Below are 19,022 nucleotides of genomic sequence, written 5' to 3' on the forward strand. Positions count from 1 at the left end.
ATCGTATACATAATAATCATATTGCTACGAACACCACAGGAGAAAATTTCCCTCATGCACTTTAGAGGATAAATTGTCCATGAAATAATAATTTTCGCTTATATACTTACTATTCATTATAGGAATACAAAAAAGCGATTCTTTTCACATTAAAAAGAATCGCTTTCCAAGTTCATATTTTCAATTACATTAAATAAAGAATTGAGAGATTATCACCTAAGAGCCTTAACTATAACTTCAGCTGCCTCTGCAATTAGTTGATTATCATAGGTAGCCTCTTTCTCATCTTTACTAGATAAAATTGCGATGATAATAGGTGCTCTATTCGGAGGCCAAACGATAGCAATATCATTTCGTGTCCCATAACTTCCAGCTCCTGATTTATCTCCAACTATCCAGTCAGTTGGTACGCCTGCACGAATAAGTTTGTCTCCTGTAGCATTTCCTTTCATCCACTCTGTAAGAATTTTACGTTTATGAGCTGGAAGCGCATTTCCGACCGTGAAGGCTTTAAGATTAGTAGCAATTGCTTTCGCTGTACTAGTGTCACGAATATCTCCTGGAATAGCCTCGTTTAACTCTGTCTCAAAGCGATCAGCCATAGTAATCCGATCACCCATCTGTCTAAGCGCTTTTTCATATCCTTTAGGTCCACCTATTTTATTAAATAAAATGTTCCCTGCAGTATTATCACTGGAACGAACGGCGGCCTCAGCAATTTCTCCTAGTGTCATTCCGGTATCTACATGTTTCTCAGTAACAGGTGAATATTCCACTAAGTCGTCTTTCGTATAAGTGATAACTTCATTTAATTTCTCAATTGAGTTTTGCTGCAGCAATACCCCTGCCGCTAACGCCTTGTAGGTTGATGCAAAGGCAAATCTTTCGTTAGGCCGATAAGCAATTGTTCGATTTGTACCAGTATCAATAGCATACACACCTAATCGAGCATCAAATTTTTTCTCAAGTTGAGAGAATTCTTTATAAGTCGCATGATTTTTATGTTTAACTGGTCCGGTCTTTTCTTTCGCTTCAACTTGCAATGCCCCTCCTGTAAAAGCTTCTAGACTTGTAAGACTTAAACCTAATATACCAACGCATATACCTATTTTTAGCATCCTCTTGTTTTTCAAAATCATCATTCCTTTCAAATTTTCAATACTGAAAACAAGTAGTAAATTCAATACACTGTATCCTATTTGAACACTTGTTTTTATACGTACACATAACAGACAATCAACGAAACAAGTTTGTTCCATAAACTTAAAAAACTTTTTAACTAGTAACAGAGGTATTAACAAAAAGAGAAATAACAACTATGATAGTTGCTATTTCTCTTTTCAAATCTAACTATTTCTTTAACTTAAAAAATCTTTTATATAAACAGGTTCTTTCCTTAAGAAAATCACACAAATTTTACTAATTTTGATTCGAACTATCTGTACTAGCAGCTTCACCTTGTATACGTTGCTTTTTTAAATCAAAGTATACATCTAAAACTTCCCTTCCAATTATAGAATTAATACCATTTTTATCATCATGAAGCCATGGGACTACTACAGAAAATGCTACTTCTGGATTATCATATGGAGCATATCCAACTAATGTTAAGTTGTAACATTCCATACGTTCTCCTTTTGTATTTCTACCAATTGGATCATCTCCACCATATACAGTTTGAGCTGTCCCTGTCTTTCCTGCTGGTTTATATGGCGCATTTTTGAAATACTTCACGCCAGTTCCATCACCTTCTTGAAATACCCATCTAAAGCCTTCTTTTACTCGATCAATATTTTCTTTCTTCATATCAACTCGATTTAATACGACAGGCTCTATAGAGTGTATAACTTTGCCAACTTCCTCTTCTTTTATTGATTGTTCTCCTATTTCCTGTACAATTTGGGGTTGCATTCGATATCCACCGTTAGCAATAGTTGAAATATATTGTGCCAGTTGCAATGGTGTATACGTATCATACTGACCGATAGAAAAATCTAATAAAAACCCAGGTTGACTATCTACTTTTCTCGTTTGTCCAGTTATTTCATTCGGTAAATCAATACCTGTTGGGACACCTAGACCAAATTGTTTAAAATAATAGCGCATCGTATCAAATGCTTCTTGTTTAATATCCAACGAACCATTTGGTACGTAATTAACTCCCGCAATTTTTAAAGCTGTCTGGAACATGTATACATTCGAAGATACTTGTAACGCTCGTAAATCATTAATATTACCAAATCCGGATACATTCCATGATTTCTTGGCTTGTGTACCTTTAAATTTCATCGGTGCATCATAAAATTGATCTCCTGGCTGTATTGCCCCTGTCTCATATCCAGTTAATAACGTTGCGCCTTTTACAGCTGACCCTAGCTCATACGAAGTTGTCATGTTACCTAATGCCAAATCCTCAATCTCTATTTTCCCTTCTTTTTCTACAATCTTTTTGCCTGCCATAGATAAAATCTGTCCGTTATTTGGATTTGTCATGACGACAAACGCTCGGTCCAACAGTGGCTCTGAACTCTTAAAAGCTCTCAAATTTTTCTCTATACTTTCTTCCACTTTCTTTTGTAATTCCATATCAATCGTTAATGTTAAACTATTACCACTTTTTCCTTTAGAGATAATTTCTGTATTTATAATGTTTCCTGATTTGTCAGTAACGTTTTTCACTTCTTCTTTTGTACCGTGTAATGCATCTTCATATCGTTGTTCAATATAACTTTTCCCCACACGATCATTACGATTATATCCACGTACCAAATAGGAATCTAAGTGTTCTTTTGGTAATCCTTCTTCACTACTTGTAATATTACCTAGCACTGAACGAAATAAATTACCATTTACATAATTACGTTCCCAATCAACCGTTGCATCTACTCCTGGAAACTCCGCAAGGTTTTCACTTATCCGCGCATACTCTTGATCTGTTACATCTTTTTTAATAATTTGTGGTGTTAATTGATAACCGGAACTCATTCTACTTTTAATAGCTAACACCTTTAAATCTTGTGCTGTTAGTTCTGCCAATTCCACTTCTGTAACGCGACTTCGTCTTAAGTCTTCAATTTTTTTGTCTAGCTCTTTTCCCTCTATTCCCTTTTCTTTAAACTTTCCTATGTCTTTTTTAGTAATCTTTGATTCCGCACGTTTCGTATTCAATTGCATCCAGAAATCTTTTTTATCGATATCGGTTAACTTATTTATATCTTGCTCAGGCATTTCAAGTACTTTCGCCAAGTCTTTTGCTGTTTTTAAAATAGTTTCACCAGTTATGCCCTTCACCCTTGTATACGTAATCGTACGAAGAGATCGATTATTAACAACCATTTTCCCTTCTCGATCTAAAATTTGTCCACGTGGAACTGGAATACTAGTTGTTGCATTTTGACCACTTTCCACTTGGTTTTTATAAGCCTCTCCCTCAACGATTTGTACTTTTCCTAGTTGAATAATAATTGCTGAAAATAGTAAAAATATGCAAAGGAACATTATATTTAATCGAATAGATATATATGTCTGCTGCTTCTTTCCTTTTTGTTTTTTCATAAATCCTCCATATAATTCTTCCGGAACTCCTCACTAATACTTAGTAAAGAAATATACTAAATACGTTCCCTATATATTAGAAACCACCATTCAGTTATAAATAGGGTCTTATCTTTTTTTCTAAATCCTTGTAAGCACCAATTCCTTTTGGTTTAGCCACGTAATTAATAAATCTCCCTTCCTGTTTTTCTCTCTATTTTTTTGTCACTTGCATTAGAAATGCTAAACTGTATACTGACTCATATTAAACTTACACATAGACTTGCTAGTAACTTTTCATACTGATTGTTCCTTTCTTCATGCTGTAATACTTAATAGACAACCTAAGTAATAAAGTTGTTCCACATTTACAAAAAAAATAATTAACTATAAGATGAAATAGGCTACATAAGGGAGGGTTATATGTTACATACAAAAAGATGGAGATTTTTTGCGGTTCTTTCTATTGTAGGTTTGATTTTAATAATTTTATTAAAAATCAACTTCATTTCAATTACTATCGCAACTTCTTCAGCTGAAAGAGGAGAAATTTTTGATCAAAATGGTATAATACTAGCTACAAATAAGAAAGTTGAGTCTCTATATTGTACTTCTAATGATGAAAAGCTATCGAATCAAGATACATCAAACACATTAGCTTTTTTCAATCAATTTTCAAGCGAGTTTCAACATAACATTTCTGCAGAGGGCATAAAATCGCAATTACAACAATCTTGTAAAAAGCAGACTATGAATGAAATATCCTTATACTCTGATATAAATGAAAATGAAATTTCATTCATAAACAAGAATAAACCTAAAAATGTAGTGATCAAAGACGAATTCATTCGATATTATCCCAAACACGAAATTGGTTCACAGGTAATTGGGTATGTAGAAAATGACCGTAATTCTAAGTATGGACCTGTTGGAAAAAGTGGGATTGAGCTTCAATATGAAAATGATTTAAAAGGAAAACCAGGAAAAACTCTTATTTTTAAAATGAATAATAAAAAGTTCTTATGGAACATTCAAAAAGTACAAAAAGGAAAAGATGTCAGGCTAGCTTTAGACTCTAAGTTGCAGCAAAAAACAGAGGAAGCATTAAAATCTCAAATTAAGAAAGTACCTGATGCTAATGCTGGTTATGCAGTAGTAACCGATGTAAAAACTGGTGCAATTTTAACTATGGCCAACTCGGCAGTTTTTGATCCAAATATATTAAATACACATGTATCATCTAAAAAAGAAAACATTAAATCACTTTCGCAAAATAAAGCAATTCGAAAATTAAAGTTTGATGAATCTTATGTAAATATGGCCTCTACTATAAAGCCACTTACTATTTTAATTGGATTAAACGAAAAGCTTTTTCAACCCGAAGATACTTATTTAGATAAAGGTACTTTTCAGTATGATAATCAAAATAACATTACTAATGCACCTGGAACACCAACAGGTGAAATTACACCGAGTCAGGCTATCATTAATTCATCTAATACATTTATGACAGCAAAAGTAGCTCTTCCCTTATTCAACCAAAATAATGGGAATATAGAAAAAGTGGCAAATATATGGACAGATTATTTAATGCAATTCGGCCTTCGTTCTAAAACTGGGATTGATTTACCCTTTGAAGAAGACGGACAATATGAATTTCATCCATCTAATAAGTTTGAAAATGGTATCTCCGCTTTATTAAATGCCTCTTGGGGAGGCAATGAAGTGCATACTCCTCTTCAACTCGCTCAATATGCAGCAACTTTGGCAAGTAAAGGTGATAAATATAAACCTCAAATCGTAAGTGCTATTATTGGTCAAGACGGTAAAGAAATAAACAAGTTTAAATCAATCTTAGAAAGTTCAAATCGTTATCCTGTGAAATTTTGGAGTGTCGTGCAAGGTGGGATGAGTCAAAATATACAGGAGATTAAAAACTTACCTTTTGATGTCGCAGGTAAAACGGGTATTACTGGTTCTCCGAACGAGCAAGAAAGAATGATAAATCATTCTCTTTTCATTGCATATGCTCCTACCGAAGATCCACAAATCGCCATTTCTGTCGTTATTCCTGGTAGTAATTCAGAAAAAAACATCGCTGCTCTCGTTACATCAGAAATTTTAGAGTCCTGGCATACACTTCAAAAAGAAAATAATAACAAAGAGGAAGGTTCATTAAAGTGAACCTTCCTCTTTTACCATATAGAATCTATATTTATTATTTTCCATTCACCATTATCATTCTTTTCGAACATAAATGAATACTTAATATCAGTTAAAACATACTCTTTTTGTACATATCCAGTATTACCGTTAATTGTCGATATTTTTATATATCCATCCTTTTGCACTTTTTCTGGAATCCAAGCTTTTACCATTTCATTAGATACTTCATATAAAACTTGTGATTCTCGTTTTGGTTCAGCTAAAATTTTTGTTTTATTTCCAGTAACCGTTGCATATATAAAATGCGCTTGCTTTGGTTGGTTACTTTCTGTCAATCCACTTGGTACTTTGTATACTTTTTTTGTATCATTTGCAAATTCTCCCCCCATTGTAAGAGCGACTTGCAACTCATGAAAAATATCTTCATCAAACTTCAATTCATCCTTCTTATAACTCTTCCCTTTAAATAGAACTTCATCATTTAATGCTCTATACAAATCATTTTCATTTTTTGAATTTGTGCTTCGATATAAATCATTCATAAATTGTTTTAATGATGGATCTTGAGCAGACTCATCTTTTGTTTTCGGCTTAATTTGAGTACTACTTTGTACCGGTGATTTATTATCATCAAGCCAAGGTTGTTGAACAATAAAAAATAACATTGTACAAATCAAAACAACTACAATAGGCAATGCTTTTTTACGAAATGGTCTCTTGTATGTTACAGAATCTACTTCACTATTTTGGTATACCGATTGCTTTATTTTATTAATAAATTCTTCTTCATCTTTACGACGCTCCATTGGTCCGTTTTTTAATTTGCTATACCAGTCAGGATTTTTTTTACTGTTCATCACTTCTACCCTCCCCTATTAGTTTTGAAACTTTACTTCTTGCTCTGCTTAACCTAGATTTGACTGTTCCAATGGATACACCTAATGTTTCAGCCATTTCTTCATAAGATAATTCATATTTCGCGTCCAATATTAGTATTTCGCGGTGTTTTTTAGGTAGTTTTAATACAACATCCCACACATCATTCATTTCCTCTTGATTAAAAAATTCTTGTTCTGCCGATGGAGATTGCTTATCGTCACTAAAAAATCCCACTAAAGATATCCTTTTAAAATAAGAGGATTTCAAATAGTTTATTGCCGTATTTCTTGTAATTTTTAATATCCACGTTTTAATAGATGACTCCTTTCGAAACGAATGCCAATTTTTAAAAACCTTTATAAATACATCTTGCGTGATGTCATCTGATAAGTGCGGATCTTTCGTAATAATAAATGAATAATTCCATACATCTTGCCAATAGTCTTTAATAACATAGTCAAGCTCATCATGATTACATTTTTCAATAAACTTCTGTTCCATTTCCACACCTCAAACTTATTTGAATAAACATAAAACTGCCCTCACTTTTAATATGGTTTCAATATATAGACATGATACAAGTTTCATTTGTTCCATTGTTTATCTTTTTTTTGATAGAAGAATCCTCCTGTATAATGTAAAGGTGTGCAATACATTTCATTAGATAATCACCTATACAGTCTTTTTTATGACAGGCTCCAAAAAAACAAGTAATGCATACAATGTTAAAAATTCACTCGTAAAAATCTGATTATGATTTTTTAAATTTCACGCAACACTCGATTTGTATCACCTATTTTTTCTAAGAGCATACTTATTTGTGTGCTCTATTTATTTTTTACTAAATAACTGTTTTGTTAAAGTTTAAAATCACCCTCATTTGTCTATTTCAATTTGCTCTTCTGTTATATTTACTATTAGCAACACCAAGATTTCAGATATGAAAATAAAAATGAACAAATTTTTTATCACCAGCTGTATTAGTACCTGTCCCAATCGGAATTGCACTTCCGACTGAACCCTCTGGTTTTAAATCAGTATTTAGGACAAACTACCAATCAGCCCGTACTTGCAAATAATGAAAATGATGCGATATCAACTTTCTAGAGCCACAATAACATAGAAAAAGCATTCTCAATTAGGGAGAATGCTTTTTCTGAAACTTAATTGTTCTTTGTTTTGCCCAATTTATACCATTGAGTTAAGCATACATATAATAAATTTAGTAAAAGATTTCACCTTATAATTTAGTGTTATTTCTGAAAAACATGTTTTACTTTTTCGCCTGGAACATTACTCCCCCCTCTTCCTTTTACATCTTCAATCATCATGGTAACAATCATGTCTGGCGCATTTGCATCAAAAGCTGCAAACCATCCAAGTTCTTTTCCGTCTGCTTCTTTCGACTCTTTCAGTTCTGCTGTACCAGTTTTACCAGCAAGAGTTACACCATCAACCTTAGCAATTCTCCCCGCTCCATCAGGGTCATTAATGACTTTTATTAATGCACTTTTTAATATCTCTTGATTCTTTTTAGAAACCACATTTTCTTTCCAATTCCCCGCTACTTTTGCTTCTTTTAAAAGATGAGGCGATGGAATATTCCCTTCATTCACAATCGGTGCATATGTTAATGCTAAATGAAGTGGTGTCATTAATACTTGTCCTTGTCCATATCCCGTATCTGCTAGTTGAATATCGTTTTTTATCCCATCTTTTGCAATTGTTGAAATAGGCAATTCGTATTCGATTGGTAGTTTTTCATGAAATCCGTATTTCTTAAATTCATTTACATACTGATCTTTCCCCATTTTCAAAGCTTGTTGAGCAAAATAAATATTATCAGAGTACTTCATTGCCTTATCAAAATCAATTGGACTAGCTTCCTTCACACGTGTTACATAATAATTTCCCCACGATGAATCTTTTGTCCATTTTAATCCTTGAATTTTAAATTCTTCTTTAGGATTTATTGTTTTCGTTTCCAAACCAATTGCACCTGTAATCGTTTTAAATACAGAACCTGGTACAAATGCTTTTGTGAAGCGATTCATCATTGGCATTTTCGAGTCGTTATTCCATGCTTCTCGTTGAGCTTTTGATGCTCCTCTAACTATTGTATTTGGATTATAAGCAGGGCTACTTACAAGTGCGATTGTTTCACCCGTTTTAGGGTTGACCGCTGCACTAGATCCTGCTTCATTTTTCATCTCATTAAAGATTTTTTCTTGAATTGCGGCATCAATTGTTAACGTAACATTTTCCCCTTCTTTTGCTTCTTTTTTTGCTACGTTTTTAATCTCTTTCCCGTTCTCATCTTCCATAAATACGCGTCCACCCTTTTCACCACGCAATTTATTCTCTAATACTTTCTCTAAACCTGTCTTACCCACTAAATCATCTGCTTGATAACCTTTTTTTTGAAGTGATTTTAACTCCTCTGCATTTACCTTTCCTATATATCCCGTTAAGTGTGCCGCTGCTTCTCCTAATGGATACGTACGAATATTTACTGGGCGAGATGAAACTCCTTCTAATTCAATATAATCATTCTGTCTGGTTCCCTCTTTTAAAATACCAATTGGTACAAGGGAATCTGGTTTTATCCATTTCGCTGCGAGCTTCTGATCGACCTCTTCTGTAGACATATCAAGTAGTTTTGCTACTGTTTCTTTCGTTTGCGCTGCCGTTTCACCTAGTTTCTCTGGAATAATTCCAACTTCAGTCGCTTTACCATTCGCTGCAAGCCCTTTTCCATTTCGATCATATATTTCTCCGCGTTTTCCTTGCTCTGTTTGCATACGTACTTTATAATCTTTTTTCATACCTGGGAAAATGAAGTCTGGTGTCCAATCTATTTTCCAAGATTCCTTTTCTTTCACAAGTTTTGCTTCATGTATGAATGAAACTGTTCCTCCATCCGTATCCATTTTAACTTCAAAAAGAAAACGTTCTTTATCTTTAGTATTCTCTCCTTTCGTTTTAATTTTTAAATTCTCAACTCCAATACCTTCATAGATTTTTTCATATTTCTCGGTGAAATCCTTTTTAGAAATCGTTTTTTTTGCATGTTCTGATAAATGATCATACATATTTGCAAATTTTTTATCATTCCATAAATTAATATATTCTTCAAATGCCTGTTTTGGCGGTTCGTTTTTATTACATCCTGCCAACATAACTCCAAAACAAAAGAAAAGCAGCATCCATATTTTTTTCAATTCAATCTACTCCTTTAGTTATAATTGATTGTTCCTTTCTTAAAATATTAAATAAAAATGTTTTAACGCTTAATAGACAGTGTACGTAATGAAATAGTTCCACATTTGCAAAAAAAATTAAATTTATGATTAAATGGCATTCGAAGAGGGAGAATTTTAAGATTCTTACAAAACAAAAGAAGCAAATATATTTAGCAATCGTTATCATTATTAGTGTTGTTTTGACAATTTTATTTCAGTTACTATTACTACTTCTTTAGTTGAAAGAGGTAGTATTTTTGATCATAATGGTAATGGTTCGATCTCATCCAAAGTATTTTCACAGAAAAAAGGGTTCTGGTGCAAACACCCCACAACGTTTGTAAGTAACCTTCTAAACTTGGACATACTGATACTAGTACTCTAAAAAAGGACGTAATCAAGTACATTATCAGCCTGGACTAATCTTATTAACAGTAAGATGGTACCTGCGGTACAATTTAAGCTTTCGAAGAAAATGGGTAAATTGCGATCAATTCAATAATATAAAGGTTTCAAATGTGAACTGATATTTAATAGTTTACATCGAGATTTATTTCATTCATCAAGGTTTGCTTTAGTAAATGAAAAGGATAGTTAGCCCTCATAATGGACTAACTATCCTTTTATTATTTTTTTCTTGACTTAGAGTTCACTCTAACCATTATAATCGACTCATAGTTCATTCACGATAAAATCAATTGGATAAAATTCAGGAGGGATCGGAAAAGCTAAAATCAAAAGTGGCTGACATTAACGCAGACCTGGATGTTGTTATTCGAACTTTCGATTTATCTGTTACTACAATTGTACGTTAAGTTACTATTTAAATAAAAACCACCGATTTCCTGTACGTTAAGAAGTCAGTAATTCTTGTTATTTTTGCCTTATTTTGTTTTCTCTTAATAGTCGTAAATCTTCTATAATATATTTAGTGCATATAAAAGAGACGGAACCATAAAATCAGCAAATTAGAAAATAAAACAGGATGGGAGTCAGTTATTATGGAACAATCAAATAAAGCGTTTAGCGAGGCATTAGTAAAATCGTTAAGAGGAGAACGAGGACATCTTCCCATCAAGAATGCTTTGTCGGATATAGACGTGGCGCTTGCGGGAAAACGCAGAGAGGAACTGCCTTATTCTATTTATCAATTAGTGAAACACATGACCTACTGGCAAGATTTTCTCTTATTATCCGCTCAGGGGAAGAAGCCTGCATTGCCTGCCCATGTAAAAGAGAGCTGGCCTGAAGAAAAATGTCCTGGCAGTGAGGAAGAGTGGCAACAGATTATTCAGTATTTTCTTCAGGGGATTGAACAGGCATGCGCGATTGCCCAAACCGTTCAATTGGACAAAACATTGGAGGAATGGCCTGGTGAAACCCCGGGCGGTGTTCTACGCAATATTGCATCTCACAACTCCTACCATTTAGGAGAAATTGTGCTGATTCGTAGATTATTTAGTGCTTGGCCACCGCCAACAGGCGGATATCCGGTCTAAACAAAGAAAGGGTTCCAACCCATGCCCATTAACTTAAGATTTTGAATTACCCCCAAAACGAAATTTTTATCACTTTACAGTTATTTATGAGAATTAAATTCATTTTTTTCATTACTGGGGAACAAACATTTTTTTAACTTGATGGAGAAAGGGTACAAAAACACAAATTTCATCTCCGAAAAAAATAAAAAAACGATTGCTTGGATCCTAAGAGGCAATCGTTTTTTCTTTTTAAGCTGTTTGTAATGACCAATTACAGGTTTAAAATATTATTTAGTGTTATTTCTGTTTTCCAAAACCTTCTCCATATTATTAGTCGCCCATTCCTTCACTAATAGGATAATTGGACGTAGTGACTCTCCAAGTTTTGTTAATAAAATATCAACCATCTTTCTCATACAATCTGGCATACTACAACTTTCTAATATAACGGATCCAGTTCTTTCACAAAAACAAAAAACTGCTGGAATACCCCAACAGTTTTTTAATCGTTAAAACTAATCTGTCTTGCAGCATAATACATTTTGAAAAAATATGAACTTCCTTAAGGGATTTTCATCAGCTGTTATTCATTTCCTATTATGTAAGTCATAGCACTGATCATAGTTATGGAAACTAAAGTAAGAAAGCAATATTACAATGAAATCGTGACATTCTGTTGAATACTTTTTCGTTTTCAAATAAAATAAACTAATAAAAATTTTTAATTTTCACTTTGTAATTCGATAAATTTCATGTTAATATAGCGAAGGCTATGAAATATCTGTCGCCATCCATACTTATTTTCCAGAATATTCACTCCTTAAAAAGCGTAATTATTCTAAAAATTGCATTATCTGTTACCTATACAAGGGCTACTTTCAATTTGTAATGCACATAACTAAAAATAGCTTTTTTAATAGATAATTTTTCTATCTTCCTCACCGGTTCTAATATACATAGTAAAAGATCACTTTTCAAATACCCTTCCCTTTCTTTTTAAAGATAGAAAATCTAAATTAAATTCATTCATAATACTACATACAAACTAACAGAGAGGCATAAACTATGGGAATTTCTACACTATTATTAAATACCTTTATTATTATTATTTGTATCCTTAGCTATCAAGTATTTTGGCTAGAACATAAAGAAAAAATAGCATGTAATAATATATTAATTTCTGTTCTTTCCTCCATTGCAATTATTTTTTGTATGACTTTTCCTTTTCATTTACATGCTGGGTTTATTTATGATTTACGTTTTATTCCAATAATATTAGTTTTTCTATATGGAAATACAAAGAGCGTTATTTCTATAGGAATTTTATATCTTTCTTATAGATTTTACTTAGGCGGAAGCGGAGTTTTCCCATCATTTATTATCTTTACTATTATTACTGGTATTACAATAATGTTTCGTTACTTGTTACCCATTTATTTCAAGGAAAAAAAGATATTATTAAGCATACTACTTGTTTTGATATGTACAACTTCACTTTCTATCTTTGGTATTATAACTCAAATAAACACAGGTGGTAAAATTGGCTCTACTCTCATTGAATTTTTATTAAATTATATAGTCATTAATATTTTTACAGTATTATTATCCGTTTATTTAATAGAGGGAATGATTGAGAAATTTAAAATGAAAGAAAAAATGCAAAGAGCAGAAAAATTTTATATAGCTAGTGAACTAGCTGCATCTATTGCGCATGAAATTCATAATCCACTGACCACGGTACATGGATTCACTCAATTATTAAATGAAAATGAGAACACTAAGATGTCTCAAGATAAGTACTTAGAAATTATGTTACTTGAAATGCAGCAAATACAATCTACTATAAATAACTATTTATCTTTAACCAAACCACAAAACATTATAAAAGAGAAACTAGATATTAATCACATTTTAAATCAGGTGAAAGATGCTATTTCACCAATCGCTCTATCGTACAATGTTAAATTAAAACTGAATATTACAGACTCCCTTTTTATAAATGCTGATCCTGAAAAATTAAAACTGTGTTTAACTAACATCATACAAAACGGTATCGAGGCTATGATAGATGGTGGAGTATTGCAAATTAATATACAAAAAATTAAAGGGAATGTTGTTATTGATATTATTGATTCAGGAATTGGAATGTCCTCCGAACAACTAAAACGAATTGCCTTACCATTTTATTCAACAACTGAAAAAGGCACTGGACTTGGTACCATGATTGCCTACAGTACTATTAAAGAATTAAACGGAGATATAGACATAGAGAGTAAAGAAGGAAAAGGAACACGCTTTTCTATTAGTATTCCTTGTTAACATAACAAAAGTATATTTCTTTCTCACGTAATTATATCAAGATATGGTGAAAATATATGATGTTACAAAAGGTAGTAAATTTATAATAAATTCACTACCTCTTGTCTCTCTATCCACTTATCGAGTTTAATCTTGGTATGATCATTTAATCGTTTTCTTTTACCACATAACATCCTTGAAAGTGTTGAATATGAAATCTCTATTTCTTTTGCTAACTCACGTATACTTTTATTATTCTTCTCTTTATAGGTGTTCATCTTTTGAATATAAAACTCAATACTATTTAGGATTTCTTGATTTAGTATACTTATTAGCTGCTCTTCAATAACTGGTTGTTTTTCCTCCATCTCAATGACTATGGCTATTAGCAAAACGAAGAAAGAAAAGAAACGGGAAAAAAGAAGAAAATCCATGGATGTATCGGATAAGCATCATTATTATTATGCTCACTGTTTTTCTATTCGTGAGTCAAGTTTGGAAATCATGATACAGAAATTGAGATACACAATTGCATCTTTTATTTAGATATATTGATGTGTAATGAAATTGAACTGTTCAACATTTTTCGTTTAAGTTAGTCTATCAAGCTCTAACTACCTAATGAACTCAAGTAAACGCATCTTAAGTCATTTTAAGAAATACAAAAGGTGCCGATGTAGGCGCTTTTTGTATAAGAAAACACCTTATATTTCAGCTTTTAGAATTCTTCTATTTCAACTGTAAAATGTGGCTTGAATTTCACTTCGATTCTTTTCTTTGCTTCTGCCCCTTGAATGTATAGCGAGTCATTACGCGTATAAATTTGTTTCACCGACTCCATCTTGGTTTCAATGATACGTTTGTCTTCATAAAGCATTTTTAATTCAACAGTTGCATCATAATAGAACATAATCATTACCAATTCGAATCCAAGTTTATCGATTTTGCTATATCTATACGCACCCGCACCTGGAATATAATTATCTTCTGGTTCATTCTCGAATATTTCTAATAACTCGTATTTATCATATTTTATATCCAATATTCCTCAACCTTTTTTGTACTAGAATGTTTTAACTATGCTATTCATTTGTAACTAATCTCTGAAACTTGGACATACTGATACTAGTACTCTAAAAAAGGACGTGATCAGTATGGAAAAGCAAAACCTATTCAAGTGTTTGGGCTAACAGCATAAAATACAATTCCGCTCGAAATATATGCGCTATATTCTCTATTATTTTATCTTTGCACCAGAACCTTAATTCTTAACTAACTATTTGGCCAAACAGTTAAACGGGACATTTTATGGATGATAAATCTAGGTTAGGGCCCGTTTTTATATGCCATTTAGATCTTCTCTTTTAACATCAATTAGTGAGATTCTTCTTTCCCACCTTTGTACAAAGTTCAAATTTGCTCTAACTTCACTCCCGTGCTCCCAAATATTTGGCGCCTTAATCATTTTTACACCTTCAGGGATTTCATGTTCTCTTCTAGAAATATGTTTCAAATCAGAAGGTATTAACCGTAATTTAGGCATAGGATGGATGACCTCTTTTTTTACAATCCTTAATTAATGTGCTCAATTTTATAATATAGATTCTAGACAACTACCAAAAAAAGGTGGGAATACAAGAGTTTACTGAAATCAAAAAATCATGTTATGACATATAAAACCGACAGCTCTCAATCCGTATAAATTGGCAAAGACGTAGCAATGATGCTTAAGATTCAGAAGTCTACTTTGGATTAAAACAAAATATAGATTTGAATCATATTTCTCAATGAACAATATTACTTAACGTGATAAAATAATATTGGATGGGAGCCCAATATTATTAAAATTAAGATGGTTCAAGTCAGAGGAAGGCACCCTAGGGTGTCTTTTCTTGTTTATTATAAAAAACCTCAAGCATGAATTATATACTTGAGGTTTTTTTCGATTTCTTGTCTAAAAGATACCAATATAGAACTTGATGGAATTCCTTAAAAAACATCTCTTAATACAAATTATATCATATTTGTTAAATCGTGAACTATTATTCTGACTTCTGTACAGGCAAACTACTAAAAATCAATTCAGCAACTTTTACATATCCTTTTGAGTTCGGATGAATTAAATCCGTAGACCATAGCGTATTGTCATTAACTAAATCATGATTCCAAAAGTCAACATGATGAAGCTTATACTCTCTACTCAGTGAAAGTATAACTTCATTTGCCTCTAATAATTGTTCTTTTAATGCTTGTTTTTTTTCAGAAGGAAATGGAAGCCTAACAGTAAAATCTGGAAGGTTTGCTATAATAATATCAGCACCTGCTTTACTTAATGTATCTATCATAAATTCCATATCGTTCTTATATGCATGATGATTCCAACGTCCTTTTAAAACATCGTTTGCACCTGCAATTAGACTAACCAAATCTGGATTAAAAGTTAATGCCTTTTCCAATTGCTGTGAGCGAATTTCTTTAGTTACTAACCCACGTTTTGCAAAATTAGCATATTTTAAATCATTTACACACAGTTGAACAAAATGATCTACCCAGCTTTTTAATGCTATTCCCTCAACTTCATCCCCTATCCCCTCTGTAAAACTATCACCAATCGCTACAAATCGCTTCCACATATCTAGTCCCCCTTTTTTGTTATTCATATCTACACTATACAATAGCCCACAGCGTAATTGTTCTTCTTAAATGTTTTTCAATTTCAATTAAATTCCATAGGAGATTTTTCAAATGAGCAAGACAACTCGATTAAACTATTTCACATGAACAAAAACATGAAAATCTACGTTATCTTCTCGCAGAAATAGGTTGAGACCAACTATCTTTCCCATTATCATTTAAGCGTACTTGAAAAACATATATAGGTTGAGAAAAGCCTTTTGTATCAGCGTAGTAATCTATATTATAATCTGTAATGACTAATGTATCACCTGCTTTGAAAGATATTATAGGATCAAAGTCTCCTTGTTTTAGTTTTTGAAATACTTCTTTGGGAGACAGAATTTCGACATCTCGAATATGTGATTTTTTTGTAACTGGCTCATTGTCATTAGGCATTTTTGTAATTTCCTCTTTGTAAACAGGCATTTTTTTACCTTCGTCTTTTAACTCTATTGATGTTTTGATAGTGACATCAGTCATGTCTGTTTTTGTAATGGGATCTAAAGGCGTATTCCCAAATTCCTTCATTTGATACGAAATCATTATTCCAAGTGCAACAAAACTTACTGTAATCGGAAGAAATAAATATTTGGTCATTTGTGTATCCGTTTCTTTTTTCTTCAACAATATAAGAACTATATTTAACATAGAATATCCTAGCATCATTCCTAAAGTATTATGAAGTAAATCGGCTAGTTCCATACTTCCACGTTGCATTGTAAATTCAAGGATTTCAATCCATAAACTTGCTATAATTGAGATGATTAACATCCATTTTGTTTTTTGAAAAACATTACTAAATAAAGGTAATAAAATTCCTAACGGAAAAAGCATACCTATATTCACAATGATATGGAAAAAAGAAGAAAATGAAAAGGTATTCCATGCTTTTTTATAAACACTAAGTACATCAAAGTCAATTGTTCTTGCAAAAGTTATGTCATCTGGACGACCAAATGAAGTAGCTGATAATGCAAGGGAATAATATCCTATTATTAACATAAACAATATAATTTGTTGTACGGTGAATTTTTTTCCTCCTTTACATACCTTTTTGTATACTACAAAGTAGCTAAAAACAAAAATGAGTAGTAACAAGAATGTGAGTTGTATTGTAGGAATTGCAACGGGAACAAGTAGTTCGGAAATAAAATTCATTTTACACCTCTGTTTTTACGAATAAAATATTCAATAGTTTTATATAACATTCTAGATATAGATAGCAATGTGTTGTTACCCCTAATAATTATTAATACAGAATTAAACCTGTATACATTGAGCATTTCTTCCTCTTGAAACCAGTTTTATTTGACCAAGCGGCTACAAGGAAACTAGCGTTTTACTAATTGTATTTTCGGCTATGTTTGGATAAACGTTACGAAGATTCTCTTTAGTAAGAGGATTTTTGGAGTTAAGTATAAAATTAAAAATTTATTCAATTTTAGTATGTTTATATAGAATCCGTAATTGACCGGTTCCTAATATACTTAGGAACCGGTAATATACGTATATTTACTAAAGAAATAAAATCCCTTCAAGCATTACACTTTTTTCCGAAAATTTATTGTTCTTTGTTTTGCCCAGTTGATACATTTCTTTTCAATTAAATGATACGAAACTATAGAAAAAAGTATTGTCATTGAAATACACAAAGCAAGAAGGAAAAAGATAGGTATCTTTGTATACAAAAGTTTAAATAGTACCATCATGATTGGAAAATGACACAAATAGATACTGTATGAAATTTCTCCTAAGTATACAAATACACTCTTATTTAAAAATGCTTTCACTTTTAGGTTACTCATGGCCATTATTATAAATATACTAACACCGATTACGACACCCCAATCTTTTAATAAGAAAGTAGTATCATTACGGGAAAAACCATAAATTAAAATGGAATATAAATATAGAATAACCCCTAATGCAATAAGAAATCCTTTATTAAATTTTTTCATATTCCTATATAAGTAGATAAGCTTTTCCTGATGCTTAAAAATTAACATTCCAACCATAAACATCGATGTGAAATGCAGTGTATCAGCATAACCATTATAAAATCCCTCTGCTTTCCCTATATGCAACATATTAAGGAAAACACTAATTAAAGAAAAGCTCAAAGCAAATAGTATCGTTTTCTTCCAACTCAGTTTATAAAAAAGAAGGAATAACAAAGGAAACACAATAGATATACGCATTTCTTGAGCCAATGACCAGATAACTGGATTATAATTTTCCGTAAAAAAGTTATTAAGAAGCACAATGTGATTTATAATATCTATTTTTGTTATAGACCCTTGCCACCTATCATAGAACCAATCCCGTAGTCCAGCCACTTCATACGGCGAGAACAAAATAAATAAAGCAAAGGTAATGATTATCCAAAAATAATAAGGGATATAGATTCGTACAAATCGCTTAATTAAATATCCCCAATAATTTGTTTTTGAATGATAAAGTGCCATAGATAACACAAAACCACTTAGTACATAAAAAACGATTACAGCTTCTCCACCCGCCCATAAAAACCTAAGCGGGGAAAATTTAATAGAATTAGGCAACGATGGTAGCATTAAACAAAAATGTCCAAATACCACTGTAAGTGCTGCTAATCCTCGTATGGAATCTAATTCTTTTATTCTCTTACTCATAAAATGTTCTCCTTGTAAATTGTAGATTTTGCTGTTAATAAAGGCCACTATACTAGTGTAGTGGGAGAATTATACATATTGTTTCTTTAAATTCC

General features: G+C 32.0%; 13 protein-coding genes and 4 pseudogenes. 5 read left to right on the forward strand and 12 right to left on the reverse strand.

Features of this window, described 5'->3' with window-relative positions; all coding sequences use genetic code 11:
• Positions 1-118 precede the first annotated feature (118 nt).
• A pseudogene (locus tag MKX77_RS30670) lies at positions 119-193 on the forward strand (undecaprenyl-diphosphatase); the annotation flags it as partial.
• A gap of 19 nt (positions 194-212) precedes the next feature.
• Here the strand turns inward: MKX77_RS30670 and bla are convergent.
• Together bla and MKX77_RS11920 are read right to left on the reverse strand one after the other, a co-directional pair.
• Positions 213-1,139 carry a class A beta-lactamase Bla1 gene (bla, locus tag MKX77_RS11915; RefSeq protein WP_445819113.1) on the reverse strand — a complete coding sequence of 309 codons (927 nt, stop codon included), beginning with the start codon at positions 1,137-1,139 and terminating at the stop codon, positions 213-215.
• A gap of 280 nt (positions 1,140-1,419) precedes the next feature.
• Positions 1,420-3,555 carry a peptidoglycan D,D-transpeptidase FtsI family protein gene (locus tag MKX77_RS11920; RefSeq protein ID WP_341306742.1) on the reverse strand — a complete coding sequence of 712 codons (2,136 nt, stop codon included), beginning with the start codon at positions 3,553-3,555 and terminating at the stop codon, positions 1,420-1,422.
• Between the two features lie 402 nt (positions 3,556-3,957).
• Here MKX77_RS11920 and MKX77_RS11925 point away from each other — a divergent pair, with 402 nt between their 5' ends.
• On the forward strand, positions 3,958-5,718 hold the full coding sequence (locus MKX77_RS11925) for a peptidoglycan D,D-transpeptidase FtsI family protein (RefSeq protein ID WP_341306743.1): 1,761 nt from the start codon (positions 3,958-3,960) through the stop codon (positions 5,716-5,718).
• Positions 5,719-5,729: 11 nt separating this feature from the next.
• On the opposite strand, the gene MKX77_RS11930 is transcribed toward MKX77_RS11925, so the two are convergent.
• The 3 genes from MKX77_RS11930 to MKX77_RS11940 all read right to left on the reverse strand — a co-directional run bounded on the left by MKX77_RS11930 (position 5,730) and on the right by MKX77_RS11940 (position 9,800).
• On the reverse strand, positions 5,730-6,557 hold the full coding sequence (locus MKX77_RS11930) for an SH3 domain-containing protein (RefSeq protein WP_341306744.1): 828 nt from the start codon (positions 6,555-6,557) through the stop codon (positions 5,730-5,732).
• Positions 6,547-7,080: an RNA polymerase sigma factor gene (locus tag MKX77_RS11935; protein WP_341306745.1), complete on the reverse strand. Its 534-nt coding sequence runs from the start codon at positions 7,078-7,080 to the stop codon at positions 6,547-6,549. The genes MKX77_RS11930 and MKX77_RS11935 overlap by 11 nt, the downstream gene beginning before the upstream one ends.
• A gap of 752 nt (positions 7,081-7,832) precedes the next feature.
• Positions 7,833-9,800 (reverse strand): penicillin-binding transpeptidase domain-containing protein, encoded by a 1,968-nt coding sequence (locus MKX77_RS11940; protein WP_341306746.1) that lies wholly within the window; start codon positions 9,798-9,800, stop codon positions 7,833-7,835.
• 734 nt (positions 9,801-10,534) lie between these two features.
• Here MKX77_RS11940 and MKX77_RS11945 point away from each other — a divergent pair.
• From MKX77_RS11945 to MKX77_RS11955, 3 genes and pseudogenes are all read left to right on the forward strand, one after another.
• Positions 10,535-10,630, forward strand: a pseudogene (locus tag MKX77_RS11945) (SDR family NAD(P)-dependent oxidoreductase); the annotation flags it as partial.
• A 192-nt stretch (positions 10,631-10,822) separates the two neighbouring features.
• The gene (locus tag MKX77_RS11950; protein ID WP_002109976.1) at positions 10,823-11,320 is read left to right on the forward strand and encodes a DinB family protein; all 498 of its coding nucleotides are present in this window, start codon (positions 10,823-10,825) and stop codon (positions 11,318-11,320) included.
• Positions 11,321-12,367: 1,047 nt separating this feature from the next.
• Positions 12,368-13,621 carry an ATP-binding protein gene (locus tag MKX77_RS11955; protein ID WP_341306747.1) on the forward strand — a complete coding sequence of 418 codons (1,254 nt, stop codon included), beginning with the start codon at positions 12,368-12,370 and terminating at the stop codon, positions 13,619-13,621.
• Positions 13,622-13,701: 80 nt separating this feature from the next.
• Here the strand turns inward: MKX77_RS11955 and MKX77_RS11960 are convergent.
• The 7 genes and pseudogenes from MKX77_RS11960 to MKX77_RS11985 all read right to left on the reverse strand — a co-directional run.
• A pseudogene (locus MKX77_RS11960) lies at positions 13,702-13,980 on the reverse strand (hypothetical protein); the annotation flags it as partial.
• Positions 13,981-14,318: 338 nt separating this feature from the next.
• A complete protein-coding gene (locus MKX77_RS11965) occupies positions 14,319-14,642 on the reverse strand; it encodes a hypothetical protein (protein ID WP_341306748.1) in 324 nt (107 codons plus the stop codon).
• Positions 14,643-14,939: 297 nt separating this feature from the next.
• Positions 14,940-15,143 (reverse strand): hypothetical protein, encoded by a 204-nt coding sequence (locus tag MKX77_RS11970; protein ID WP_002109970.1) that lies wholly within the window; start codon positions 15,141-15,143, stop codon positions 14,940-14,942.
• 499 nt (positions 15,144-15,642) lie between these two features.
• Positions 15,643-16,260: an SGNH/GDSL hydrolase family protein gene (locus MKX77_RS11975; RefSeq protein ID WP_341306749.1), complete on the reverse strand. Its 618-nt coding sequence runs from the start codon at positions 16,258-16,260 to the stop codon at positions 15,643-15,645.
• 142 nt (positions 16,261-16,402) lie between these two features.
• Positions 16,403-17,434 (reverse strand): VanZ family protein, encoded by a 1,032-nt coding sequence (locus tag MKX77_RS11980; protein WP_341306750.1) that lies wholly within the window; start codon positions 17,432-17,434, stop codon positions 16,403-16,405.
• A 162-nt stretch (positions 17,435-17,596) separates the two neighbouring features.
• Positions 17,597-17,728 (reverse strand): annotated as a pseudogene (locus MKX77_RS30675) (Fic family protein); the annotation flags it as partial.
• An 89-nt stretch (positions 17,729-17,817) separates the two neighbouring features.
• Positions 17,818-18,975 carry an acyltransferase family protein gene (locus tag MKX77_RS11985; RefSeq protein ID WP_445819102.1) on the reverse strand — a complete coding sequence of 386 codons (1,158 nt, stop codon included), beginning with the start codon at positions 18,973-18,975 and terminating at the stop codon, positions 17,818-17,820.
• Positions 18,976-19,022 lie beyond the last annotated feature (47 nt).

Source organism: Bacillus sp. FSL R9-9410 (assembly GCF_038050385.1).
In the GTDB taxonomy this organism is placed as follows: Bacteria; Bacillota; Bacilli; order Bacillales; family Bacillaceae_G; genus Bacillus_A; species Bacillus_A cereus_U.

What these genes read in the sequence shown, in the direction of transcription:
- MKX77_RS11970 (WP_002109970.1), bottom strand. Translation starts at nt 15,143, where the DNA reads ATGCCTAAATTACGGTTAATACCTTCTGATTTGAAACATATTTCTAGA.
- MKX77_RS11930 (WP_341306744.1), bottom strand. Translation starts at nt 6,557, where the DNA reads ATGAACAGTAAAAAAAATCCTGACTGGTATAGCAAATTAAAAAACGGA.
- MKX77_RS11980 (WP_341306750.1), bottom strand. Translation starts at nt 17,434, where the DNA reads ATGAATTTTATTTCCGAACTACTTGTTCCCGTTGCAATTCCTACAATA.
- MKX77_RS11950 (WP_002109976.1), top strand. Translation starts at nt 10,823, where the DNA reads ATGGAACAATCAAATAAAGCGTTTAGCGAGGCATTAGTAAAATCGTTA.
- MKX77_RS11925 (WP_341306743.1), top strand. Translation starts at nt 3,958, where the DNA reads ATGTTACATACAAAAAGATGGAGATTTTTTGCGGTTCTTTCTATTGTA.
- MKX77_RS11975 (WP_341306749.1), bottom strand. Translation starts at nt 16,260, where the DNA reads ATGAATAACAAAAAAGGGGGACTAGATATGTGGAAGCGATTTGTAGCG.
- bla (WP_445819113.1), bottom strand. Translation starts at nt 1,139, where the DNA reads ATGATTTTGAAAAACAAGAGGATGCTAAAAATAGGTATATGCGTTGGT.
- MKX77_RS11920 (WP_341306742.1), bottom strand. Translation starts at nt 3,555, where the DNA reads ATGAAAAAACAAAAAGGAAAGAAGCAGCAGACATATATATCTATTCGA.
- MKX77_RS11955 (WP_341306747.1), top strand. Translation starts at nt 12,368, where the DNA reads ATGGGAATTTCTACACTATTATTAAATACCTTTATTATTATTATTTGT.
- MKX77_RS11935 (WP_341306745.1), bottom strand. Translation starts at nt 7,080, where the DNA reads ATGGAACAGAAGTTTATTGAAAAATGTAATCATGATGAGCTTGACTAT.